At 71.0% G+C, this 25,039-nt stretch carries 17 protein-coding genes; 4 read left to right on the plus strand and 13 right to left on the minus strand.

The genetic code is table 11. From position 1 onward, the window contains the following. Positions 1–185 precede the first annotated feature (185 nt). The gene (locus AC3AGO_RS10600; RefSeq protein ID WP_487819904.1) at positions 186–3,095 is read right to left on the minus strand and encodes a vitamin B12-dependent ribonucleotide reductase; all 2,910 of its coding nucleotides are present in this window, start codon (positions 3,093–3,095) and stop codon (positions 186–188) included. A 131-nt stretch (positions 3,096–3,226) separates the two neighbouring features. After that, the gene (nrdR, locus tag AC3AGO_RS10605) at positions 3,227–3,736 is read right to left on the minus strand and encodes a transcriptional regulator NrdR (protein ID WP_487819905.1); all 510 of its coding nucleotides are present in this window, start codon (positions 3,734–3,736) and stop codon (positions 3,227–3,229) included. 449 nt (positions 3,737–4,185) lie between these two features. Between nrdR and lexA the strand changes: the two genes are divergently transcribed. Continuing rightward, on the plus strand, positions 4,186–4,980 hold the full coding sequence (gene lexA / locus AC3AGO_RS10610) for a transcriptional repressor LexA (RefSeq protein ID WP_487819906.1): 795 nt from the start codon (positions 4,186–4,188) through the stop codon (positions 4,978–4,980). 133 nt (positions 4,981–5,113) lie between these two features. Here lexA and AC3AGO_RS10615 read toward each other — a convergent pair whose 3' ends face one another. From AC3AGO_RS10615 to AC3AGO_RS10630, 4 genes are all read right to left on the minus strand, one after another. Further along, complete coding sequence (locus AC3AGO_RS10615) at positions 5,114–7,168, minus strand: ATP-dependent DNA helicase (protein ID WP_487819907.1); 2,055 nt, start codon at positions 7,166–7,168, stop codon at positions 5,114–5,116. Between the two features lie 41 nt (positions 7,169–7,209). Beyond that, positions 7,210–8,961, minus strand: coding sequence for an IucA/IucC family protein (locus AC3AGO_RS10620; RefSeq protein WP_487824609.1), 1,752 nt, complete (start codon positions 8,959–8,961; stop codon positions 7,210–7,212). Positions 8,962–9,138: 177 nt separating this feature from the next. Beyond that, positions 9,139–9,927, minus strand: coding sequence for a GNAT family N-acetyltransferase (locus tag AC3AGO_RS10625; protein WP_487819908.1), 789 nt, complete (start codon positions 9,925–9,927; stop codon positions 9,139–9,141). Between the two features lie 33 nt (positions 9,928–9,960). Next, a complete protein-coding gene (locus AC3AGO_RS10630; protein WP_487819909.1) occupies positions 9,961–11,973 on the minus strand; it encodes an IucA/IucC family protein in 2,013 nt (670 codons plus the stop codon). A 243-nt stretch (positions 11,974–12,216) separates the two neighbouring features. Between AC3AGO_RS10630 and AC3AGO_RS10635 the strand changes: the two genes are divergently transcribed. Both AC3AGO_RS10635 and AC3AGO_RS10640 read left to right on the plus strand, forming a co-directional pair. Beyond that, a complete protein-coding gene (locus tag AC3AGO_RS10635; protein ID WP_487819910.1) occupies positions 12,217–13,455 on the plus strand; it encodes a trypsin-like serine peptidase in 1,239 nt (412 codons plus the stop codon). 77 nt (positions 13,456–13,532) lie between these two features. After that, positions 13,533–14,744, plus strand: coding sequence for a trypsin-like serine peptidase (locus tag AC3AGO_RS10640; RefSeq protein ID WP_487819911.1), 1,212 nt, complete (start codon positions 13,533–13,535; stop codon positions 14,742–14,744). Positions 14,745–14,850: 106 nt separating this feature from the next. Here AC3AGO_RS10640 and hflX read toward each other — a convergent pair whose 3' ends face one another. The 5 genes from hflX to miaA form a co-directional block, all read right to left on the minus strand. Continuing rightward, complete coding sequence (gene hflX / locus AC3AGO_RS10645; RefSeq protein WP_487819912.1) at positions 14,851–16,350, minus strand: GTPase HflX; 1,500 nt, start codon at positions 16,348–16,350, stop codon at positions 14,851–14,853. Between the two features lie 163 nt (positions 16,351–16,513). Then, positions 16,514–18,001 (minus strand): M1 family metallopeptidase, encoded by a 1,488-nt coding sequence (locus AC3AGO_RS10650; RefSeq protein ID WP_487819913.1) that lies wholly within the window; start codon positions 17,999–18,001, stop codon positions 16,514–16,516. A gap of 134 nt (positions 18,002–18,135) precedes the next feature. Continuing rightward, positions 18,136–20,463, minus strand: coding sequence for a RelA/SpoT family protein (locus AC3AGO_RS10655; protein ID WP_487819914.1), 2,328 nt, complete (start codon positions 20,461–20,463; stop codon positions 18,136–18,138). Between the two features lie 129 nt (positions 20,464–20,592). Continuing rightward, entirely contained in the window at positions 20,593–21,090 is a 498-nt protein-coding gene (locus tag AC3AGO_RS10660; protein WP_487819915.1) for a hypothetical protein, read from the minus strand. 108 nt (positions 21,091–21,198) lie between these two features. Then, positions 21,199–22,149: a tRNA (adenosine(37)-N6)-dimethylallyltransferase MiaA gene (gene miaA, locus AC3AGO_RS10665; RefSeq protein WP_487819916.1), complete on the minus strand. Its 951-nt coding sequence runs from the start codon at positions 22,147–22,149 to the stop codon at positions 21,199–21,201. A gap of 188 nt (positions 22,150–22,337) precedes the next feature. On the opposite strand from miaA, the gene AC3AGO_RS10670 reads away from it, so the two are divergent. Next, positions 22,338–22,553, plus strand: a complete 216-nt coding sequence (locus AC3AGO_RS10670; RefSeq protein ID WP_487819917.1) for an antitoxin — start codon at positions 22,338–22,340, stop codon at positions 22,551–22,553. A 124-nt stretch (positions 22,554–22,677) separates the two neighbouring features. Here the strand turns inward: AC3AGO_RS10670 and AC3AGO_RS10675 are convergent, their stop codons facing one another. Further along, positions 22,678–23,391 (minus strand): class III extradiol dioxygenase subunit B-like domain-containing protein, encoded by a 714-nt coding sequence (locus AC3AGO_RS10675; protein WP_487819918.1) that lies wholly within the window; start codon positions 23,389–23,391, stop codon positions 22,678–22,680. Between the two features lie 107 nt (positions 23,392–23,498). Continuing rightward, positions 23,499–25,004 (minus strand): tRNA (N6-isopentenyl adenosine(37)-C2)-methylthiotransferase MiaB, encoded by a 1,506-nt coding sequence (miaB, locus tag AC3AGO_RS10680; RefSeq protein WP_487819919.1) that lies wholly within the window; start codon positions 25,002–25,004, stop codon positions 23,499–23,501. Positions 25,005–25,039 lie beyond the last annotated feature (35 nt).

Raw genomic sequence — 25,039 nt, forward strand, 5'->3', positions numbered from 1 at the left:
CAGGTCCAACCCGCCCCTGAAGCTCAGGAGTTGACGCGCTCCGGCGGCACCGGCGTGTGCATCGCGGTGTTCACGCGCAGGACGCGCGTGCGCATGCGGAAAGGCGGGGCGCCGGGAGGTGGTCTCCCGGCGCCCCGCCCTCAGATCACACCGTCAGGCCCGGTGGACGGGCCCGCGGCGGCGGCTCAGCTGCAGCCGCTGGTCGAGCCGCAGCCCTCGCACAGGTAGCAGCTGCCGGCGCGGCGCATCTTCGTCCCGCAGGAGAAGCAGAGCGGTGCGTCGGCGTTCAGTCCGAGCTGCATCTCCATCAGTTCGGTGGAGTTGTGCGCCTCGGCCGGAACCGGCGCCGGAGCCTGCGGGTCGGGCGCGTTGGCCTCGGCCTGCACCTTCTCCTTGGCCTTCTCCTTCGCCTCGCCGACCGTCTCGGGCTTCGCCTTGTGCGCCGACTGCGACAGGCCCTCGACGTCGACCTCGTCGTCCGACGCCTCGTACGAACCGGTCTCCAGGTGACGCTGACGCTCGGCGGCCGAGTGGATGCCGAGGGCCGAACGCGTCTCGAAGGGCAGGAAGTCGAGCGCCAGGCGGCGGAAGATGTAGTCGACGATCGACTGCGCCATCCGCACGTCCGGGTCGTCCGTCATGCCGGCCGGCTCGAAGCGCATGTTGGTGAACTTCGAGACGTAGGTCTCCAGCGGCACGCCGTACTGCAGGCCGACCGACACGGCGATCGAGAAGGCGTCCATCATGCCCGCGAGGGTCGAGCCCTGCTTGGACATCTTCAGGAAGACCTCGCCCAGACCGTCGTCCGGGTAGGAGTTGGCCGTCATGTAGCCCTCGGCGCCGCCCACCGTGAAGGAGGTGGTGATGCCCGGACGGCCCTTGGGGAGGCGACGGCGGACCGGACGGTACTCGATGACCTTCTCCGGCTCCTTCTCCTCCTCTTCCTTCTCGTCCTTCGACTTGGCCGACAGCGGCTGGCCGACCTTGGAGTTCTCGACGTAGACGGCGAGCGCCTTGGTGCCGAGCCGCCAGCCCTCGAGGTAGATCTCCTCGACGTCCTCGACGGTGGAGGAGGCCGGCATGTTGACCGTCTTGGAGATGGCGCCGGAGATGAACGGCTGGGCCGCCGCCATCATCCGCACGTGCCCCATCGGGGAGATGGAGCGCTCGCCCATCGCGCAGTCGAAGACCCCGTAGTGCTCCGGCTTCAGGCCCGGCGCGTCGACGACGTTGCCGTGCTCGGCGATGTGCTCGACGATCGCCTCGACCTGCTCCGGCTGGTAGCCCATCCGCTTGAGCGCCTTCGGGACCGTGTTGTTCACGATCTGCATGGAGCCGCCGCCGACCAGCTTCTTGAACTTGACCAGGGCCAGGTCCGGTTCGACGCCGGTGGTGTCGCAGTCCATCATCAGGCCGATGGTGCCGGTCGGGGCCAGCACGGAGGCCTGCGCGTTGCGGAAGCCGCTCTTCTTGCCGATGCGCTGCACGTCCTGCCACGCCTCGGTCGCCGCCGCCCAGACCGGGGTGTCCAGGTCGTCCATGCGCTTGGCCGCGTCGTTCGCGTCGGCGTGCTGCTTCATGACGCGCTTGTGCGCGTCGGCGTTGCGGGCGTAGCCCTCGTACGGGCCGACGACACCGGCCAGTTCGGCGGAGCGCTTGTACGAGGTGCCGGTCATCAGGGAGGTGATGGCGCCGGCGAGCCCGCGGCCGCCGTCCGAGTCGTACGCGTGGCCCGTGGCCATCAGCAGGGCGCCGAGGTTCGCGTAACCGATGCCCAGCTGACGGAAGGCGCGGGTGGTGTCGCCGATCTTCTGGGTCGGGAAGTCGGCGAAGCAGATGGAGATGTCCATCGCCGTGATGACCAGCTCGACGACCTTGGCGAAGCGCTCGGAGTCGAAGGCCTGGTTGCCCTCGTCGTCGTCCCGCAGGAACTTCATGAGGTTCAGCGAGGCGAGGTTGCAGGACGAGTTGTCCAGGTGCATGTACTCGCTGCACGGGTTGGACGCGGTGATCCGGCCCGTCTCCGGCGAGGTGTGCCACCGGTTGATGATGTCGTCGTACTGGATGCCGGGGTCGGCGCAGACGTGCGCGGCCTCGGCCATCTTGCGGAACAGCTGCTTGGCGTCGACCTCTTCGAGGACCTCGCCGGTCATCCGGCTGCGCAGGCCGAACTTCTCGCCCGCCTCGACGGCCTTCATGAACTCGTCGTTCACGCGCACCGAGTTGTTGGCGTTCTGGTACTGGACGGAGGTGATGTCATCGCCGCCCAGGTCCACGTCGAAGCCCGCCTCGCGCAGCGCGCGGATCTTCTCCTCCTCCTTCACCTTGGTGTCGATGAAGGCCTCGACGTCGGGGTGGTCGACGTCGAGCACGACCATCTTCGCCGCACGGCGGGTGGCGCCGCCCGACTTGATCGTGCCGGCGGAGGCGTCGGCGCCGCGCATGAAGGAGACCGGACCCGAGGCGTTGCCGCCCGAGGACAGCAGTTCCTTCGAGGAACGGATGCGGGAGAGGTTCAGACCGGCGCCCGAACCGCCCTTGAAGATCATCCCCTCTTCCTTGTACCAGTCGAGGATCGACTCCATGGAGTCGTCGACGGAGAGGATGAAACACGCGCTGACCTGCTGCGGCTGCTGGGTGCCGACGTTGAACCAGACCGGCGAGTTGAACGCGAAGATCTGGTGCAGCACGGCGTACGCCAGCTCGTGCTCGAAGATCTCGGCGTCCGCCTCGGAGGCGAAGTAACCGTTCTCCTCACCCGCGGAGCGGTAGGTCTTCACGACCCGGTCGATCAGCTGCTTCAGGCTGTTCTCCCGCTGGGGCGTGCCGACGGCCCCGCGGAAGTACTTGCTCGTGACGATGTTGACCGCGTTGACCGACCAGGCCTCGGGGAACTCCACCCCGCGCTGCTCGAAGTTGACCGAGCCGTCGCGCCAGTTGGTCATGACGACGTCCCGGCGCTCCCAGACCACCTCGTCATACGGATGCACACCGGGGGTGGTGTGCACACGCTCGATACGCAGCCCCTTGTTCGCCTTGCTGCTCCCCTTGGCCCGGGAACCGCCGCGTGCCGGGCCGCTCGCCGTCTCAGTCATTCCGCCTCCCTGTACGGGCATAACGCCCTTTTGTGCCCTATATGTTCCAGGGCACGGTGCCTGTTTGATGACCGGAGCACCCACCGTGTGCACTCCGGTCGCGTCTCGCTGTCTGCTTGCGCCCCCGCCGCTCAGTCGGCGACGGCGGCGGGCACGGGACCGCCGGCGACGCCGGCCCCGCTCTCCTCCGACGGAGGTCCGGCATCGCGCAGCTCGGCGATGGCGGCCTCGAAGTCCTCCAGCGACTCGAACGCCCGGTACACGGACGCGAATCGCAGGTATGCCACAAGGTCCAGGTCCTGCAGCGGACCGAGTATGGCGAGTCCCACGTCATGCGTGGACAGCTCCGCACTCCCGGTGCCGCGCACCGCCTCCTCGACCCGCTGGCCGAGCTGGGCGAGGGCGTCCTCCGTGACGGGCCGCCCCTGGCACGCCTTCCGCACCCCGGCGATCACCTTGTCCCTGCTGAAGGGCTCGGTGACCCCGCTCCGCTTGATCACCGTCAGCGAGGCGTTCTCCACCGTGGTGAACCGGCGCGAACAGTCGGGGCACTGACGGCGGCGCCTGATGGCGCAGCCGTCGTCGGTCGTACGGCTGTCGACGACGCGGCTGTCGGGATGCCGGCAGAAGGGACAGTGCATGGTTCCCACCCTCCTCGAGCCCTCGGAGCCCGCGACGCGCATGACTGATACGGCTTCGGCAAGCCGGCGGACCGGCCCCGAAGCAGCCACCAGCATAGGCGACGGCCTCCGGCGTGATGCACCGGGGACCACAACTTGTGGTGGCGTGCGCCCATCAAACCACTAGATCTGGTGGCGGGGCGTCAACTTCGCAGAGCCGCGTGTCGTGTCGCCGGGGCGGCCCCGAGCCTACGCGAATCGGACCTGGTGCTGACGCCGCGGGGCACTGCTGCGAGACTGCTCCCGTCCGCGCGGCGCCCCTGCACGCACAGGGGCCGCGGGATGCATACACCCTGCGGCGAGGTCAGATCAGGGAAACCATGGATTTTCACTCGAACGTGTGTTTGGCGCAACCTTTCGAAACCCACTAGCGTTGTCCAACTAGGGAGAACCGCTCGAGAGGGGCCGACGTGACCACCACCGCAGACAGCGCCACCATCACCTCCCAGAACCGCTCCACCCCGGCGCTCGACCAGATTCCGCAGATGAACGACGCCACGAATCCGGACTCCGACGAGAGTCCCCAAGCAAAGCGCTCACTGCCCGGGAGGCCACCGGGCATCAGGGCGGACAGCTCCGGCCTCACCGACCGGCAACGCCGCGTCATCGAGGTCATCCGCGACTCCGTGCAGCGCCGCGGATACCCGCCGTCCATGCGGGAGATCGGCCAGGCCGTCGGCCTCTCCAGCACCTCCTCCGTCGCACACCAGCTGATGGCCCTGGAGCGCAAGGGCTTCCTGCGCCGCGACCCGCACCGTCCCCGTGCGTACGAGGTGCGCGGCTCGGACACGCCCAGCACCCAGGCCACCGCGGACACGACGGGGAAGCCCTCGGCCTCGTACGTCCCGCTGGTGGGCCGGATCGCTGCCGGCGGCCCGATCCTCGCGGAGGAATCCGTCGAGGACGTCTTCCCGCTGCCGCGCCAACTGGTCGGCGACGGCGAGCTGTTCGTGCTGAAGGTCGTCGGTGACTCGATGGTCGACGCCGCGATCTGCGACGGCGACTGGGTGACCGTCCGGCGCCAGCCCGTCGCGGAGAACGGCGACATCGTGGCCGCCATGCTGGAGGGCGAGGCCACCGTGAAGCGCTTCAAGCGCGAGGACGGCCATGTGTGGCTGCTGCCGCACAACGCCTCGTACCAGCCGATCCCCGGTGATGACGCGACGATCCTCGGCAAGGTCGTCGCCGTCCTGCGCAGGGTCTGAGCCCCACGCGTCACCGCCCCTGAACGGGCCGCCGGTTCCCAGCTGCGCCGGGACCGGCGGCCCCGCCATGTCTGCGCACGCCTGCCGTCAGCGCCGGCCGGCACCGGTGCGGTCTGCTGCGCTGCCCCTCTGCTCAGCTCTTCTTGGCCGCCGCGTCGATGGCGGCGAGGGAACGGCGCACCTGATTGCGGTCCGTCGTGTACCAGAAGTCCGGCATGGAGGCGCGGAGATAGCCGCCGTACCGGGCCCGCTCCAGCCGCGGGTCGAGCACCGCGACCACGCCGCGGTCCCCCGTGGCCCGCACCAGCCGGCCCGAGCCCTGCGCCATCAACAGCGCGGCATGGGTGGCAGCAACCGCCATGAAGCCATTGCCTCCGGCCTCCTCGACGGACTTCTGCCGGGCGCTCATCAGCGGATCGTCGGGGCGGGGGAACGGGATCCGGTCCATCACCACCAACTGGCAGCTGTCGCCCGGCACATCGACGCCCTGCCACAGCGACAGCGTGCCGAACAGGCACGTCGCCGGGTCGTCCGCGAAGCGGCGGATCAGCTCGCCGAGCGTCTCCTCGCCCTGCAGCAGGATCGGCTGGTCCAGCCGGCCCCGCAGCTCCTCGGCGGCTGCCTGCGCCGCCCGCATGGAGGAGAACAGCCCCAGCGTGCGGCCACCCGCCGCCTGCACCAGATCGGCGAGTTCGTCCAGCATGTCGGTGCGGGAGCCTTCGCGTCCCGGCTGCGCGAGATGCTTGGCGACATAGAGGATGCCCTGCTTGCGGTAGTCGAAGGGCGAGCCGACATCGATGCCCCGCCAGCGGGGTCCGCCGTCCACCGGGTCCTCCGACTCCCCTGCGGCGGCGTCCTGTCCGTCGTCCTGACCGCTCTCCTGCCGGGCCGGCCCCTCCTCCTCGGTGCCGGGCTCGCACACGTTCTCGGGCCGGAGCCCCAGGGAGGCGCCCACGCCGTGGAAGTCCCCGCCGAGCTTGAGCGTGGCCGAGGTGAGGACGACGGAGCGGTCCTCGAAGAGGTTCTCCCGCAGCAGCCCTGACACCGACAGGGGGGCGACGCGCAGGGACGCGCCGTACCGGTCGTGCCGCTCGTACCAGATCACGTCGAACTCGGAGCCCTCCAGGACCCGTTCGGCGACATCGTGCACGTTCTCGATGGAGGCCAGCGCCTGCTTCCGCACGGCGTCCTCGTCCTGCACCGAACGGTCCCGGGTGTTGCCGAGCGCCGAGACGCAGGTGCGCGACGCGTCCCGCAGGGCCATGAGGGCGTGGTCCAGATCGGCCGGGATCTCCTGGAGGCGGCCCGGCAGGGCCAGCTCCATCAGCCGCTCGAAGGTCTCGGCCGCGGTCTGCAGCTGGTCGGCCGCCTTCTCGTCGATCAGCTTGGCGGCGCGGCGCACCGCCCGGTTGACGCCGCCCGGGGTGAGCTCGCCGGTGGCGACGCCCGTGACCCGCGAGACCAGTTCGTGCGCCTCGTCGACGATCAGCACCTCGTGCCCGGGCAGCACGGGGGCGCCCTCGATGGCGTCGATGGCGAGCAGCGCATGGTTGGTGACGATCACCTCGGCGAGCTTGGCGCGTTCGCGGGCCGCCTCGGCGAAGCACTCGACGCCGTACGCGCACTTGCTCGCGCCCAGGCACTCGCGGGCCGAGACGGACACCTGCGACCAGGCGCGGTCGGAGACGCCCGGGGTGAGATCGTCGCGGTCGCCGGTCTCCGTCTCGTCCGACCAGTCGCGCAGCCGCAGCAGGTCCTTGCCCAGCCGTGAGGTGGGCGTGGCGGACTCGAAGGGGTCGAAGAGGCCGTCCTCCTCGTCCTGCGGCACGCCCTCGTGCATCCGGTGCAGACAGAGGTAGTTCGACCGGCCCTTGAGCATGGCGAACTCGGGGCGGCGGCGCAGCAGCGGATGGAGCGCGTCGACCGTACGCGGCAGATCGCGCTCCACCAGCTGGCGCTGCAGCGCCAGGGTCGCCGTGGCGACCACGACCCGGTCGCCCTGCGCCAGGGCGGGCACCAGATAACCGAGGGACTTCCCGGTGCCGGTGCCCGCCTGGATGAGCAGGTGCGTGCCGTCCTCGACGGCCTGGGAGACGGCCTCGGCCATGGCGACCTGGCCGGGGCGCTCCGTGCCGCCGACGGCGGTGACGGCGGCGTGCAGGAGTTCGGAGAGGGCGGGCTTGCTCATAGGTCCGACACTTTACGCGCCGCCGCTGACAACGGGCCCGGTCACGGGCCGTGCAGCGGATTGGGGACGGTGCCGTGCACGGCGGCGTGCGGGCGCTCGGGGCGGTCCCGGTAACCGTCCAGATGCAGCCGGTTGCGGTTCAGGCAGAGCCGTTCGATCCGCGGGGTGAAGAGATCGAAGGTCTCGAAACGATCCTTCAGCTCCGGGAAGCGCGCGTGGTAGCGCTCGGTCTCGGCCCGTACGCCCGCCCAGAAGTCGCTTTCCGGAACGCCGAGTTGGTCCTCGCACAGGGGTGCCAGATAGCGGAAGACCCCGGTGAACAGTCCGGAGTGGATGAACTGGGTGAGGAAGCCGGGTTCCTCGGTGAGCAGCACCTCGCGCACCTCGTCCGGCATGGACTCCAGCTCCGGCAGCGGCCGGGCACTCACGTTGACGTCGTCCACGAAGTCCTTGACCGCCAGCCGTACGGGCACGTCCTGCTCGTCGAACACGATGATGGCGTTCTCGCCGTGCGGGGAGAAGACCGTGCCGTAGCGGTAGAGGAAGTGCAGCAGGGGCGGCAGGAGGGCGGCGAAGAGCCGGCGCAGCCAGGTGTGCGCGTCCAGCCCGGACCGCTCGACCAGTTCGGCGGTGAACGCGCGCCCCGCCTCGTCGGTGTGCAGCAGGGCGGCGAGCGTACGGGCCCGTTCACCCGGGTCGAGGCGCGGTGCCAGCGGTTCGCGCCAGATGCAGCCGAGCAACTCGCGGTACTGGTACGGAACGTGGGACAGCGTGTCGTACTGGGGGTGCGGAACAGTGAGCGAGGCGACCTCGCCGAGGAGAACGACGCGGCACTCGTCGGAGAGATACGGATCGCTGTCCCGCAGACCGTGCATCCAGCGCGTGACGGCCGGTGCGGCCGTGGTGCGCTCTGTGGGCAGACCCCGCCACACCAGCGTGTTGAGGATGGAGAGCGGCAGTTTGACCGTATGGCACTCGGGGCGCGAGATGTTGAGGAACGTGCGGATGGACTGCTGGGGCAGCCGCAGGTCGGCGTCGGGCTCCAGGGGGACGATGTCCCCCGCGGCGAGCGACTCGGCGAACAGCGGCACGATGGTCTCGTCCCACTGCCAGGGGTGCACCGGCAGGAACAGATAGTCGGCGGGGGCGAGTCCGCGGGAAAGCAGCAGGTGCTGGAAGCGGAGCAGGGTCTCCGGGCCCAGCTCGCGCGCGTACAGCTGCTGCGGTTCGTCCAGCGCTGGAATACCGCGGTAGTCGGCGAGTCTGCGGTGCACGGCGATCCACGGCAGCTGCTGCGCGCGGCGCGCCTCGGGGGCCCAACGTGCCGCGTCGGCGCCGGAGAAGCCCAGCCGTCCCTTGTTGACCACGATCCAGGGGTGCCCGGTCTGGTGGCCCTCCAGCTCGGCGTATCCGAGCTCGGCGAGCTCCGCGGCGGGCAGGGCGCGCGCGGCGAGGTGGACGTCGGCGGTGAGGGTGGCGGACAGCTCGCGGAGGAGGTGTCCGGTGGTGTCGCCGCTGAGTCCCAGCAGGCCGTCGTGTGCCCGCATGAGGAAGTCGAAGGGGCCGGTGCCGGCGGGCGTGAGCGAGGCGGGGTCGATGTGCCAGTGGCCGTAGGCGGTCCGGCGGGCCCGGAAGCGGAGGGTCAAGTCGTCGCTGACCCGCAGCCGGTACGGGCTGAGGGGCGCGTCGGCCGGGCCGGTGCCGGCGGTGTGCTGTGCGGCCTCGTGGTCCGGGTCCGGCTCGGGTTCGATGAGCTCTTCGTAGGCGAACTCGGTGAGCATCTTGACGAGCATCCGTCCGGCCGCCCGGTCCCAGCTCTCACGGTTGAGGCCGGGGGGCTCCGGAAGGAGCGCGGGTTCATGGGGATCGTGCGTCTGGTAGGCGGGAGTTCGGGTCACTGGGACTCCTCGGGCGGGACTGAGAGAGGGGGACGGCGGTTCGGCAGGAGATGAACGTTCCGGATGAACTGTTCAGAGAGCTGCCCGCAGTTCGCGGTCTCGCACCATCAACGCGGCGCGCTTCTCGGGCAGATCGACTTCGGCACTGAAGCGGAAACCGGCGCTGAGGAACGCGGCGACGGACGGCGTGTTGCGCAGATCGGGCTCCGCCAGCACCCGTCCGCAGGCGGGCCGCTGGTCGAGGACCAGGTCGGCGACGGCGCGCAGCAGGGTGGTGCCCACTCCGCGGCCCCGGTCGGCGATGTCCCCGACGAGCAGATGCACCCCCGTGTCGTGCGGTCTGGCCCGGCAGTAGCGGGCGATGGGGTCGAGGTCGGCGCGGTAGATCTCCCAGTAGCTGACCGGGGTGCCGTCGAGCACACCGAGACAGGGCACGCTGCGGCCGTCTCCCTCGATCTGGGCGCACACGTGCGCGCGCGTACGCTCCTTGGGGCCTTCGAGCTCCCAGAATTCGGCGACCGCGGGGTCGTTCATCCACGCGGCGACCAGGTCGAGATCGCGGGACAGCCGCACGGGGACAAGCCGCAGTGTGCCCGCGGGGGTGGGCACCTCCGGCCAGCTGCCGACGGAGTCGAGCAGATCGGGCTCCGTCAGATGCGTGAGCTCGTCGGCCTGTTGCCCTGCGTGCCCCTGCCCTTCGGACAGTTCGTCGTCGGGAGTGCCCGCTGCGCTGTCGCGCTCGGCGAGCAGGGCCTGCAGTTCGGAGGGGAGGTAGAGGTCGAGTGTGTCGTCCGTACTGGAGCTGCCGGACACGGCCGAGCCGGGGGCGGGTTCGGACTGTGCCGCGGGGTCGGACTGCATGACGACGCCTCTTCTCGGGGAACGGCCGGCCGGCTAGTGGGCCAGCGGATTGGGCACGGACACGTAGACGGACTGGGTGTCGACCGGGCCGACGAGTTCGTCGAGTCCGTGCAGACGTGTGAGCAGATTCGCCTTGCAGCGCAGCGTCTTCGACGCGAGCAGCAGCGCGGGCAGCGGGGACACGGGGGCGCCGGGCTCCTCGCTGCGCGCCGCGCTCTCCAGGAAGCCCCGGAGAGCGGCCAGCAGCACCTCTTCACCGGCGAGCCCTTCGGCACCGAACGCGCCGATCAGTCCGAGGACGTTGTTGATGCCGAGGTAGTAGGCGAAGCGCTCGTCGACGACGGCGTCCTCCACGAACGAGTCGCTGGCGACGCCGAGTTCCGCCCCCGGCAGCCGGCGCTCCAGCTCGGCGCGCCGTGACGTGCGGAAGTAGTACCCCTGGTTGTCCCGGTAACGGCCGCCTGCCGGCCAGCCGTCGGCGTCGAGCAGTACGACGGTGTTCTGCTGGTGGGCCTCCAGCGCGATGCCCGCGTGCGCGTCCAGCCACAGGACAGGACGGACGACGGCTTCCAGATAGCGCAGGAACCACTCGGCGGACACGGCGCTCTGCGGCCTGTCCGTACGGTCGGCGAGCCGGCGGATCACCTCGGCGAGCCGGCTGTGCAGCGCTGTCTCCTTCGCCTGGGGCCAGGGCCGCGGTGAGGTGAGGCCGGCCAGGCAGACGGCGTCGTGTGCGGACCCGAACGGGTTGTGCCGGATGACGGTGTCGAGTCCGGGCAGCGGGGTGCCGTCGGGGCCGTCGACGCCGATCCAGGCGGCGTCCCGGACGATGTCGAACTGCGGGTGGACGGCCTGCCATTCGGCGAACAGGCCGCCGCGCATCAGGCGGTGGACCTCCAGGCCGCGCAGGGCCTCCTTGCGGAGGTTCTCCCTGCGGGAGTTGGTGATGCGCAGCGCGAGCGACAGTTTGAGCATCGCCTGGCTGCCGGGCCGCAGCACAGTGCGCACGGAGGAACTGGGGTGCCAGTCGTCGCCGCCGGGTCCCAGGTCGTGCAGGAGGCCGCGGTCGAGGAAGTCGGCGGTCTCGGGGCGGTACCGCACCTCGCGGGCCTGCCACGGGTGCAGCGGCAGCGGGACCGTGCCCTCGGGCAGCCGGGCGGTCACCCCGGGCCCGGCCAGCCTGTGGGCCAGTTGCTCGGCGGTCACCGTGCGGCCGCTCTCCGTCCAGCCGGAGTCACAGGCGAGCACCGCACGGTCGACGGCCATCCAGTGCAGCGGGAAGGAGCCGCGCAACTCCGGTGCGTACGACCGGGCTTCGGCCTCCGAGAGGCCCTCGCGGCTCTTGGGCGCGGGGTGCAGCGGGTGGCCCAGGACGAGCGACTGTTCGGCGTCCAGGAAGGGCGGGGTCCCGGGGGGCGCTCCGGGGGCGGCGCGGCGTTCGGTGAGGAACCCCGCGGTGTGCCGGACGGAGTCGGCGACGCGGCCCACCAAGTCGGCCGTCTCCGGGGGCTCTTCCGCCTGTGCCGCGGCGTCACGCCCCTGGTGGTCGGCCTCGCGCGCGATGAGCGCCGCCAGGGTGACGGCGTCCACCGGGGCGGCCCCGGCCGGTGCGCTCTCCAGCCGGGGGTGCCCGAAACGGTGCCATCCGGTGGCCGACCAGTGCAGCACGGGCACCGACAGTGCGGTGCCCGCCGCTTCGAGGGGCACCCGGAGCTCGCCTCCCTCGGGCCGCCGCAGACCGCTCTCCCGTACCCAGCAGCGCAGCAGGTTCTCCGTGCCGGCGGCGTCGGCCGCCACGGCAGGCAGCGGGTGCTCCAGCGGATCCTCCGGCAGGACCTCCAGCGCATCGGATCCCCCGGAGGGCGTGAACTCCTCGGCCTGCGCCGTCTGTCGGGCCGGCGCGCTCCCCGCCTCGCCGGCTCCGGCGTCCGCTTCCGGCTGGTCCTGCCGGGAGCCCTGCCGCGGCACGACGGGGTCCATCATGCGGGCGAGTCGTTTGCGGACCGGGCCCCGCGGGGTTCCCTCGGATCCGGAGCGCGCGTTCACAGAAGTCTCCTCTGGTGTCGACTCGGCGCGCTGTTGAGCGGGCCGCTGTCCCCCGTACGTACCAACGAAGAGAACGCGCGCGGATCACGGCCCGCGTGAAGATCTCTGGCACGGACCGGGCGGAACCGTGGACCCTGCCGACCCCGTCCCCTCCCCCACCCGGCATAGTTGGGGGCCGCTCCTCGCCCGCGAGGTGCATGACAAGTTCACAGCAACGGGACTCAGTTCAGGGGGAATTCACACATGTCACCCATAGCCAGGCCTTCCCGGCGCCAACGCCCGGCGCTGGCCGCAGCGGCGCTCGTCGTCGCCCTGGCGGTGACCACCACCGCCTGCGGCGGGGACGGGGGGTCCGGGAGCGACCAGGCCGGCGGCGGCTCCGCGAGCCCGTCGGCGACACCGGGCAAGGACGATCTGGGGCTGCCGGACAAGCTGCCCGAGGACCTGCCCAGTTCGCTCGACGACCTCGACAAGTGGCGCAACGGCGAGTGGAAGAACTGGAACCGGGAGCAGTGGCTCCGCGAGGCCGAGGACTTCATCAACCCGATCATCCAGGATCTGTGGGACCCGGACCGGATGAAGGACGCCGACGAGAACGACGGCAAGAAGGACGACCGCAAGGTCGACGACTCGGACATCGACGACGGTCAGAGCGGCGGGGACAACGGCACCGGCGAGGACGAGGGCGTGACCGACCCGACTCCCGCGAAAGTCGCGGCGAAGCCCGTACGCGCCCCGTACACGCAGAACGCGGGGCCCGTCGGCAAGGTCTTCATGGACACCCCGGAGGGCCCGATGGTCTGCTCCGGCACCGTGGTCAAGGACCCCGCGCACCCCGGGAAGTCCGACATGGTGGCCACCGCCGGGCACTGTGTGCACGCCGGCAAGAAGGGCGGCTGGTTCCGCAACGTCGTCTTCGTGCCGCACTTCAACACCAAGGGCCTGTCCAACGCGCAGCTGGAGAACGCCCCGCAACAGGACGTCTCGCCGCACGGTGTCTGGTGGGCGAAGTACGCGCAGACCACGGACCACTGGATCAACAACGGTTCCACCAAGGGCGGTGGCGGCGCGCCGCAGGACTTCGCCGTGATGAAGGTGCAGCCGGAGGAGAAGTCCAGCGGCAAGTCCCTGGAGGAGACCGTGGGCGCGGCCGCGCAGGTCGACTTCGACACCCCGCGTGTGAAGTCGCTCAGCAGTCTGTCCGCCAACGGCTACCCGGCCGCACCGCCGTTCGACGGCGCGAAGATGTACAGCTGCACGGACAGGCCGGGCCGGCTCTCCATCGACCCTCAGCAGCCCACGATGTACCGCATCGGCTGCACGATGACCGGCGGTTCCTCCGGCGGCGGATGGCTCAGCCCGAACGGCAAGCAGCTGCTCTCCGTCACCTCCATCGGTCCTGTCACCGGCGGCTGGCTGTCCGGACCGCGCCTGGGCAGCCAGGCGAAGGGCGTGTTCGACGGCGTGAGCCGGAAGAACTGAGCCGGGCGCGCCCCCCCACGGAGCGCCGTACAGCCTCGTCCGACAGCACATCAGTTCAGCAAAGGGACCCCTTTTCCATGTCATCGATACGCAGACCGGGACGTCGCCGTCCGGTGCTGGCCGCCGCTGCCGCCGCGGCGGCACTGGCCGTCACCCTGACGTCCTGTCAGTCCGGCGCCGACGGGCCGGCCGACGCACAGGCCAAGCCGTCGGCGGACACGTCCGCCGACCAGGCGGGCAAGAACGGGCTCGGGCTGCCCGACAAGCTGCCGAAGGATCTGCCGAAGTCGCTGCGGGATCTGGAGAAGTGGCGCGGCGGCGAGTGGAAGAACTGGGACCGGGACCAGTGGATCCGTGAGGCGCAGGACTTCGCCAACCCGTACATCAAGGGCCACTGGAAGCCGGACCGGATGAAGTCGGCGGAGGACAACGAGAAGAAGGTCCCCGCCGACGTCGCCACGGCGTCCGGCCCCTCGGGCACCGATCCGGAGCCGCGCGCGGTGAAGGCGCGGGGCGTCGCGACCCCGTACACGCGGAACGCGGCCCCGGCGGGCAAGGTCTTCATGGACACTCCGGAGGGTCCGATGGTCTGCTCCGGCACCGTGGTCAAGGACCCGCGCAATCCCGGCCGTTCCAATCTGGTGGCCACCGCGGGGCACTGTGTGCACGCCGGCAAGAAGGGCGGCTGGCTGCGGAACATCATGTTCGTGCCCGCGTACAACAACAAGGGCCTCTCGCCCGCGCAGGTGCAGCGTGCGCAGCCGCAGGACGTCGCGCCGTACGGACAGTGGTGGGGCGAGTGGGCGACCACGTCGCAGTACTGGATCCAGCGGGGCTCCGAGTCGGGCGGCGGCGGTGCGCAGCAGGACTTCGCCGTACTGCAGGTGCAGCCGGAACAGCAGGCCGGCAAGTCCCTGGAGGAGACCGTCGGCAACGCCGTGAAGGTCAATTTCAACGCCCCGCGTGCGGACCGTTTTTCGGGCGTCAGCACGTACGGCTATCCGGCCGCTCCCCCGTTCGACGGGGCGCGCATGTACAGCTGTGTCGGCAGGCCCGGCGAGCTGACCATCGACTCGTCGCAGCCGGCGATGTACCGGGTGGGCTGCACGATGACCGGCGGTTCGTCCGGAGGCGGCTGGTTCGTGAAGGGACAGGACGGCCGTCCGGAGCTGGTGTCGGTGAACTCCATCGGCCCGCAGCCCGCCACCTGGCTCGCCGGTCCGCGGCTCGGCCCGACGGCCGAGGACGTGTTGAACGCGGTCAGCAAGAAGTACGCGGGCAGGAACTGACACTGACCGGGAGCCCGTTCCCGGCGCCCCGCGCCTGACACGGCGAAGGGCCCGCCCCGAGGAGGGGCGGGCCCTTCGTCTGTCCCGTGTCCGGGGCGGGTCCGGGTCAGCCTGCGGCAGGCTCGGGCTCGAACATCCGCAGTTCCGCGGCGAATTCCTCGTGCACGCGGGCCTTGAGCAGGGTGCCCTTCTCGGTGTGCGTCTCGGAGAGCACCTCGCCCTCACGGTGCACCCGCGCGACGACCTTGCCCTGCGTGTAGGGCAGCAGCACCTCCAGCTCGACGGAGGGGCGCGGCAGTTCGTCGTCGATCAGAGCCTTCAGCTCCTCGACTCCCTGCCCCGTCCGCGCCGAGACCAGCAGCGCGTGCTTCTCCGCGCGCAGCAGCCGCTGCAGGACGAGCGGGTCGGCGGCGTCCGCCTTGTTGACCACCACGATCTCGGGGACGTCGGCGGCGCCCACGTCCCGGATCACCTCGCGCACCGAGGCCAGCTGCTCCTCGGGCGCCGGGTGCGAGCCGTCCACCACGTGCACGACGAGATCGGAGTCGCCGACCTCCTCCATGGTGGAGCGGAACGCCTCGACCAGGTGGTGCGGCAGGTGCCGGACGAAGCCGACGGTGTCCGCCAGGGTGTACGCCCTGCCGCTGGGGGTCTCGGCCTTGCGGACGGTCGGGTCCAGAGTGGCGAACAGGGAGTTCTCCACCAGGACGCCCGCGCCCGTGAGCCTGTTCAGCAGCGAGGACTTGCCGGCGTTCGTGTAGCCCGCGATGGCGACGGAGGGCACCTTGTTGCGCCGCCGCTCCTGCCGCTTCACGTCACGGCCGGTCTTCATCTCCGCGATCTCCCGGCGCATCTTCGCCATCTTCTCGCGGATCCGCCGCCGGTCGGTCTCGATCTTCGTCTCACCGGGACCACGGGTGGCCATGCCGCCGCCGGCCGAGCCGGAGCCGCCACCGCCCATCTGCCGGGACAGCGACTGACCCCAGCCGCGCAGCCTCGGCAGCATGTACTGCATCTGCGCCAGCGCCACCTGCGCCTTGCCCTCACGGGACTTGGCGTGCTGCGCGAAGATGTCGAGGATCAGCGCGGTGCGGTCCACCACCTTGACCTTGACGACGTCCTCGAGGTGGATCAGCTGGCCGGGGCTGAGCTCACCGTCGCAGATGACGGTGTCGGCGCCGGTCTCCAGCACGATGTCGCGCAGCTCCTGGGCCTTGCCGGAACCGATGTAGGTCGCCGGGTCGGCCTTGTCGCGGCGCTGCACCAGCCCGTCGAGCACGTACGCACCGGCCGTCTCGGCGAGAGCGGCCAGCTCGGCGAGGGAGTTGTCGGCGTCCTGCGCCGTACCGGACGTCCAGACGCCGACCAGCACCACACGCTCCAGGCGCAGCTGCCGGTACTCGACCTCTGTGACGTCCTCCAGCTCGGTGGAGAGCCCGGCCACACGCCGCAGCGCCGCCCGTTCCGAACGGTCGAACTGCTCGCCGTCACGCTCCCCGTCGATCTCGTGACTCCAAGCGACGTCCTCTTCCATCAGGGCGTCGGCCCGGCGATTCGACTCCGCGAGACGCTGGCCTTCCTGGGGAAGAGAAGAGGAGAAGGTCATTGGATCCTTTACGTCGGTGAGAAAGGTCTGCGTCGTGACAACGCACGTGCGACGTGATTGATTCCCGCCGCCGGGGCACGGCACCCTTCGCCGTGCGACGCAGAAGATGGTCGCACGGCGGGATACGGGAGTCATACCGGTTTCCGGGCGCCCTGTGCGGCGCTCACACAGTGCGCCAGTCCGGGTGCCCCGGCATCGGCGGCGTCTTCTTGCCGTACAGCCAGCTTTTGAGGAACCCGGTCAGGTCCTGCCCGGACACCGTGCTCGCCAGCCGGACGAAATCGGCTGTCGAGGCGTTGCCGTCGCGGTGCTGCGCCACCCATTCGCGCTCCAGATCCGCGAACGCCTCGGGGCCGATCTTCTCCCGGAGCGCGAACAGTACGACCGCGGAGCCGTCGTAGACGACGGGCCGGAAGATGTCCATCGTGCTGTCGCCCTTCCGCGCACGCAGGGCGGCAGGCGGGCCGTAATCGGCACGCCATTTGTCCGACTGCTTGTACGCCTGGCGGGCCCTCTCCTTCAGGGCGGGTCCGCCGCGCTGCTGCCCGTACAGCCACTCGTACCAAGTGGCGTGCCCTTCATTCAGCCACAGGTCGCTCCAGTTCTGCGGAGTCACACTGTCACCGAACCACTGGTGTGACAGCTCGTGCATCATGATGGCGTCCTTGTACCAGGCGGGGAGTTCCTTCGCGGTGAACAGCCGCTTCTCGAAGAGCGACAGAGTCTGCGTCTCCAGCTCGAATCCCGTCGGGGTGTCGGCCACCAGAAGCCCGTAGTTCTCGAACGGGTACTGGCCCACCTTCCGTTCCATCCAGGCGATTTGGGACGGGGTGCGCTTCAGCCACGGTTCGAGGGCGGCGCGTGTGCCGCGCGGGACGACGTCGCGCACGGGCAGTCCGTGCGGGCCCTTCCTCTGCAGCACCTCCGAGCGGCCGATGGACACCTGCGCCAACTCCGTTGCCATCGGGTGCGCGTGACGGTACGTCCAGGTGACGTTCCCCCCGTGCCGCTGGCGTCCCACGGGCTCCCCGCCCGCGACGACGGTGTCCTTCGAGGGCGCCGTCACCCGGAAGGTGAACTGCGCCTTGTCGGAAGGATGGTCGTTCGACGGGAACACACGGTGGGCGGCGTCGGCCTGATTGGCCATCGCCAGACCGTCCTTGGTGCGCAGCCACCCGCCGGACTCGCCCTTCGGGTTGCTGGTGTGCTCGACGTCCACCTGCAGCGGCTGCCCGAAGTACAGGGGCTGCCCGGGGGTGACGACAAGGTCCTCCCCGGCCCGCTTGTGCTGCGCGGGCTGCCCGTTGACCCGCACGGAACGCACCGAGCCCCCGGAGAAGTCCAGGTTGAAGTGCGGCAGGGAACCCTCGGTGACGCGCGCGTCGATGCGCGTACGGGCCTGCAGCGGGCGGGCGTTGTCGCCGCCGTACCGGAAGGAGATGTCGTACGCCTGCACGTCGTACCCCGGATTGCCCAGGTGGGGGAAGAGCCGGTCGCCGATGCCGGCGGGGGCCGGCTCGGGCGCACGCGAGGGCGAGGGCAGATCGGCGGCGACGACTGCGAGGGCCGCGGCGGCGACGGCGGCACAGGAAGCGACCCGCCGCGGAACGGTGCGGGCACGGCGAACCGCGCGGGCGGAAGAGGTGACCATGCACCACGGCTATCAGCAGCCGCGGCCCCGGAGGGGCGGCACGTCGGACGGCACACCCGAAAGGAGGGCTCCGTGTGCGACGGGCGAACCAGCGGCGGCCGCTTGTGCGTTGTGCCCCGGCTCCGGGCGGGGTGTCAGCCGGCGGGCAGGCGGCGGACGGCGCGAGTCACGTCGTACACCCCGGGGACGCGCCGCATGGCGCGCATCAGCGCCGGGAGTCCCGTGGCGTCGGGAAGGTGCAGCGTGTACGTGTGCCGCACGCGCTGCTCACGGGGCGGCTCGACGTCCGCGGAGACGACCGCGGCCCCCTGGGAGGCGATGGTCTCGGTGAGATCGGCCAGCAGGTGCGGACGGCCGAACGCCTCGGCCCGCAGCGTGACCCGGCAGCCGGCGGCGGGGTCGGCCCCCTCGGCGCCGTGCTCCCATTCGACGTCCACCACGCGCCGCCCGGCGGCTGTCATACGGGCCACCGCATGACAGCTGTCCCGGTGCACGGTGACGGCTCCCCCGCGCACCGCGAAACCGGTGACAGTGTCGGGCGGCACAGGCGTACAGCAGCGCGCCAGCCGTACGACAGCGTGGGGGTGCCCGGTGACGACCGTGTCCGCCGCGGTGCCACTGCCCGCCGGGACGGCGCTGCCGGACAGCGGTGCCCTGTCGTCCTCGTCCTCGTCTGCCTGCGCACTGCCGGGCACGGCTTCGCTGTCGCGCACCGTGGCAGTGCCGGACGGTGCCGTACTGTCCGCCGCGCCGGCCGGCTGCGGCATGTCCGCCTCCGGGCGCTCCGCGCCGTGGCCGCCGTTCTCGTCCGGCTCCAACTCCCGCCCGCTGTCGGCCGGCAGGTCCTCCCGCTCCTTCAGCCACTGCCTGATGGCGATCCGCGCCGCCGGCGTCCTGGCGTGCTCCAGCCACGCGGGCGAGGGCCCGGACGACGGCCCCGTGGTGGCGGCGGGCTCCAGGAAGAGCTGTACCGCGTCCCCGTCCCGCAGCGCCGTGGTCAGCGCCGCCAGCCGGCCGTTGACCCGGGCGCCGATACACCGGTGTGCCTCTTCGCCGTACCGGGCGTAGGCCGCGTCCACACAGCTGGCGCCCGCCGGCATGTGCAGCGCTCCCCCGCTGGCCACCGATGCCGTGCCGGGGGACGCGCAGTAGACGGTGATCTCGCGGTCCTGCGCGAGCTCGTCACGGAGCTCGGCCCAGAAGGTCTCGGTGTCCGTGGCGTGGCTCTGCCACTCCAGCAGGCGGGAGAGCCAGCCGGGACGGGTGGGGTCCGCGCGCTCGCCGGGCTGGTCACCGGGCGCGGAGGCGCTCTCTTCCCCGCCGGGCTCGCCGGGCAGCGCCGCGTACGGATTGCCGAGCGCGATCACTCCTGCCTCCGCGACGCGGTGCATCCGCCGTGTGCGGACGAGCACTTCGGCCACCCGGCCGCTCTGATCGGCGAACGCGGTGTGCAGCGACTGGTACAGGTTGAACTTCGGGACGGCGATGAAGTCCTTGAACTCCGAGATGACGGGGCTGAAGCAGGTGTGCAGTTCGCCCAGGACCGCGTAGCAGTCGGCGTCCTCCTCGACCAGGATCAGCAGCCGCCCGAAGTCGCACGGGCCGAGGTCGCCCCGTTTGAGGTGCAGACGGTGCACCGAGACGGTGTGCCGGGGCCGGATGAGGACCTGCGCGGTGATGCCGGCCTCGCGCAGTACGCGGCGCACCTCCGTGGCGATGCCGGTCAGCGGGTCGGGCTGTTCGGTGTTGCGGGCGATCAGTTCCCTGGCGCGGGAGTGCTCCTCGGGGTGCAGGATCGCGAAGACCAGATCCTCCAGCTCGCTCTTCAGCGCCTGCACGCCGAGGCGCTCCGCCAGCGGGATCAGCACATCCCGGGTGATCTTGGCGATCCGTTCCTGCTTCTCGCGGCGCATCACGCCGAGGGTGCGCATGTTGTGCAGCCGGTCGGCCAGTTTGATGGACATCACGCGCACGTCGTTGCCGGTCGCGACCAGCATCTTGCGGAACGTCTCGGGTTCGGCCGCCGCGCCGTAGTCGACCTTCTCGAGTTTGGTCACGCCGTCCACGAGATAGCTCACTTCGGCGCCGAACTCCGTGCGCACCTGCTGCAGAGTGACGTCGGTGTCCTCGACGGTGTCGTGCAGCAGGGAGGCGGTCAACGTGGTGGTCTCGGCACCCAGTTGAGCCAGCAGAAGCGTCACTGCGAGCGGATGCGTGATGTACGGCTCGCCGCTCTTGCGCATCTGTCCGCGGTGCGAGGACTCGGCGAGCACATAGGCGCGGTGCAGCGGCCTCAGATCGGCGCCGGGATGGTGCGCGCGGTGCACCTTCGCGACGTGCTCCATCGCATCCGGCATGCCGTCCCGCCGCGCCGCGTTCCCGAGAAGGGCCGCGCGGCCGAGCATGCGCAGGCTGCGCAGATTACGTACGGCACTCAAGGGCACCTCCCGATCTCGGCACATCCCCACAGGCCCGGGCCTGCGATGCTACAGACCCCATCACGTACCGCTGACAGGGTCTCGCGGACCGTGAACCGGATCACTCCATCGTGCGAGTTTTTCCGGCCCCGGCCCGGGACAGGGGCGTGCGCGTTAACGGAGCCTCGCCACACGCCAGATGGCGAGGGCGACAAGGGTTCCGACGATCACGGTGTACAGGACGATCACACGCCAGTCGGGCCGTCTGCCGGACCCTCGCGCGGGCAGTCCGGGCCAGGTCTGGCCCACCCGGCGGGCGGCCATCACGCCCCAGCCCGCGGCGCACGCGCAGATCAGCAGGCCGAGCATGGCGACCACGGCGCCCGTGCCGCCGCCCGGCTCGAAGGCCAGCGGGAAGGCGAACATGAGCGAACCCAGCGCACCGAGCACCACGACGGGGGCGAGCTGCCAGGCCCGCAGCTTGCGCTGCGGCCGCAGCTCCTGCGGCTCCACGGGAGCGGGGCCGGTCAGGGCGTCCGCGCCGTTCTCCGGCGGTACGGGCTCACCGGGGGCAGCGCTGCTGCTCCCGGGTGCCGCGGCACCGTCGGTCCCGCCGACACCGTCCAGGTCGTCGACGGTCGTCTCGTCGTTGTCACGAGGGCCGGCCTCCATTGCCACATGCCCTCCCGACTCCGGCTTCACGGCTCCGAACGATGGTTGATGATGGCACGCTTCCGCAGCCGCGGATGACCACCGGCGCGTCCCGATGCCATCACGTGATCAGGCTGTGACCGCTTCTTCCAGCAACGCGAAGGCGCGGCCGTGGAGTTCCCCCCGCGCGTCCGCCGCTCCGCTGAGCCAGTGCACCCTCGGATCCCGCCGGAACCACGAGTCCTGACGGCGTGCGAAGCGCTTCGTGGCGCGCACCGTCTCGGCGCGCGCCTCCTCCTCGGTGCACGCTCCGGCCAGCGCGGACAGCACCTGCTGGTAGCCCAGCGCGCGGGACGCCGTGCGGCCCTCGCGCAGCCCTTCGGCCTCCAGCTGCCGCACCTCGTCGACGAGTCCCGCGTCCCACATGCGGTCGACCCGGTCGGCGATACGGGCGTCCAGTTCGGGACGCGCCACGTCGACGCCGATCTGGACGGTGTCGTAGACGGCCTCGTGGCCGGGCAGGTTCGCGGTGAAGGGGCGCCCGGTGATCTCGATGACCTCGAGGGCGCGCACGATGCGCCGCCCGTTGCCCGGCAGGATGGCCTGCGCGGCCTGCGGGTCCTCGGCGGCCAGCCGCCGGTGCAGTTCGCCGGACCCCTGCTCGGCCAACTCGCCCTCCAGCCGGGCCCGTACGGCGGGATCGGTGCCCGGGAACTCCATGGCGTCGATCGCCCCGCGCACGTACAGACCCGAGCCGCCCACCAGCACCGGCACCCGTCCTGCCGCGCGCAGCCGGTCGATCTCGGCGCGGGCGAGCCGCTGGTACTCGGCGACGCTGGCGGCGACGGAGACGTCCCAGATGTCCAGCAGCAGGTGCGGCACCCCCTGGCGCTCCTCCGGGGTGAGCTTGGCGGTGCCGATGTCCATGCCGCGGTACAGCTGCATCGAGTCCGCGTTGATCACCTCACCGCCCAGCCGCCTGGCGATGGCCACCCCCAGGTCGGACTTGCCCGCGGCGGTGGGGCCGACGACGGCGACGACCGGTGGGGCGGTGCGGAGAGGTTGAGCTGCGGCGTTCACCCCGTAAGTCTCGCAAACCCCGGCCGACGGCCTCGAACGGGCGATGCCGGGCCGCCCGGCAGGGGCCCGTTTCCTGTTGCGGTCCCCGGAAGCGGCGGACAATGAGACCGGGGACGGCGACCGGAACAGGTTGTTCACCAAGAAGAGGTAAAGTCCCCAGCTCTCACTGACTGGAGGAAGGTGGCCTCATGGGCTTCATGGACAAGGTCAAGGGAATGCTCGGTCAGCACGGCGACAAGGTGACCAAGGGCATCGACAAGGCGGCGAAGGTGGCCGACTCGAAGACCAAGGGCAAGTACAGCAGCCAGATCAGGTCCGGCTCCCAGAAGGCGAAGGATGCCGCCGACCGTTACGGCAAGGGCGGCAGCGGCGGTGGTGCCGGCCAGGGTCCCGCCAAGCACTGACCCCGTCGGCGGAACGCGCGGTCCGCTTGTCGTCCGGCGGCCGCGCCCCGGCCCCGGGAAGCCCTGGCACTGCCGGGAGCTCCCGGGGCCGCCGTCTGCCGGCACGGCGGCCCCGCGGGCCCCCTTACGACCAGCCGGCCACCAAGTAGCCCACGCCGTACGGTGCGTCGTCGTACAGGAGCCGTCCCTGGAGGCCCGCTCCCTCCGCCGCGCCCGCGAGCAGATGCCAGCCCGCGCGGCCCGACGCCTGGAGCTCGTAGGCGAGTTCCTCGTCCAGTGCCAGCAGTGCCTCGGTGTCGGCGCTGCCCAGCGCACGCGCCGCCGCGGCGTCGAAGGCGGCGGCGCGCTCGTCGAAGTAGCCGGGGGCCTTGAGGGTGCGGCAGTTGGAACCGTCGCCCATCGCCAGCAGTGCGACCCGGTCGGCGCTCGCCGCCATCTCCCTGCCGGCCTCGGAACAGCGCTCCCGGGCGAGCGGTTCGCCGAGGCCGAGCCCCTCCACGGGAGCCGCGGTCCAGTCCGTACGGTTCAGCAGCCAGGCGGCCACCGCGAGGGACGCGGGCAGTTCACGGGTGTCCGGGGGCGGGTCGCCCTTCCCGAGGGTGACCTCGAGGTCGACTCCGTACCCGCGGAACGAGCCGTGAGCTCCCTGCGGATGGGTGCCCCGGCCCGGCTGGGTGGCCGGGCCGGTGACGTACAGCCGGTCGGGGCGGGCGGCGGCGAGCACCGCGAGGGCGTCATAGCAGGCGGCCCGCACGTCCTCCGTCTCGTGCGCGGCCCCCGCCGCGACCTGAGGAACGAGCAGCGGCGGGCAGGGACATACGGCAGCAGCGACTAGCATGCCGGGCAGCTTAGAACCTCCGGCCCCGGCCGCGCCGCAGGGGCACGGCGCGGTTTCTCCCGGCGGTGTTCACCGCGGTGTGCGTCCCTGTGGACGCCGCCGTCGTCTCAGCAGACGCTGCAGCCGCCGGAGTTGGCCTCCGGGAGCGGATCCGGGGCGCCGACCGTGGGGAGCCCCAGCATCACGCCGGCCTGTGTGTCCTCCTGCGGCGCCGCGTTGCGCAGCTCCCAGGCGTCACCCGCACGAGTGCGGCGCACGGACCGGACGGGACCCTCCGCGAGGAGGTGGTGGGGTGCGGCGTACGTGATGTCGACGGTCACCATGTCGCCGGGGCGGACGGGCTGTTCGGGCCGGCTGAAGTGCACGAGACGGTTGTCGGGCGCGCGGCCGGACAGCCGGCGGGTGGCGTCGTCCTTGCGGCCCTCGCCTTCCGCGACCATGAGCTCCAGCGTGCGGCCGACCTGCTTCTTGTTCTCCTCCCAGGAGATCTCCTCCTGGAGGGCGACGAGGCGCTCGTACCGCTCCTGCACCACGGCCTTCGGCAGCTGACCCTCCATCTCGGCGGCCGGAGTACCGGGCCGCTTGCTGTACTGGAAGGTGAAGGCCTGCGCGAAGCGGGCCTCGCGCACCACGTGCAGCGTCTCCTCGAAGTCCTCCTCGGTCTCGCCGGGGAAGCCCACAATGATGTCGGTGGAGATGGCGGCGTCCGGCATGGCGGCGCGCACGTTCTCGATGATGCTCAGGAAGCGCTCCTGCCGGTACGAGCGGCGCATCGACTTCAGCACGCGCGACGAGCCGGACTGCAGCGGCATGTGCAGCTGCGGCATGACGTTCGGCGTCTCGGCCATCGCGGCGATCACGTCGTCGGTGAAGTCGCGCGGGTGCGGGGAGGTGAAGCGCACGCGCTCCAGTCCCTCGATCTTCCCGCAGGCGCGCAGCAGTTTGCTGAACGCCTCGCGGTCGCCGATGTCCGAGCCGTACGCGTTGACGTTCTGGCCGAGCAGCGTGATCTCGGTGACGCCCTCCGAGACGAGCGTCTCGACCTCGGCGAGGATGTCGCCGGGACGCCGGTCCTTCTCCTTGCCGCGCAGCTGCGGAACGATGCAGAAAGTGCAGGTGTTGTTGCAGCCGACAGAGATCGACACCCAGGCCGCGTACGCACTGTCGCGCTTGGTCGGCAGGGTCGAGGGGAACGCCTCCAGCGACTCGGCGATCTCGACCTGCGCCTCCTCCTGGACACGTGCGCGCTCCAGCAGAACCGGCAGCTTGCCGACGTTGTGCGTGCCGAAGACCACATCGACCCAGGGCGCCTTCTTGACGATGGTGTCGCGGTCCTTCTGCGCCAGGCAGCCGCCCACGGCGATCTGCATGCCGGGGCGCGCGGCCTTCTTGGGGGCGAGCTGGCCGAGGTTTCCGTACAGCCTGTTGTCCGCGTTCTCCCGCACCGCACAGGTGTTGAACACGACGACGTCCGCCCCGTCGGCGTCCTCGGGCGCGCGCACGAAGCCCGCGTCCTCCAGCAGACCCGCCATCCGCTCGCTGTCGTGCACGTTCATCTGGCAGCCGAACGTGCGGATCTCGTAACTTCGCTCAAGGGCGTCCTGCGCGGTCATGCCACCAGGGTAGGCGGTTCCCGGAGTTTCCCCGG

It is taken from the genome of Streptomyces sp. BL1 (genome assembly GCF_057628045.1).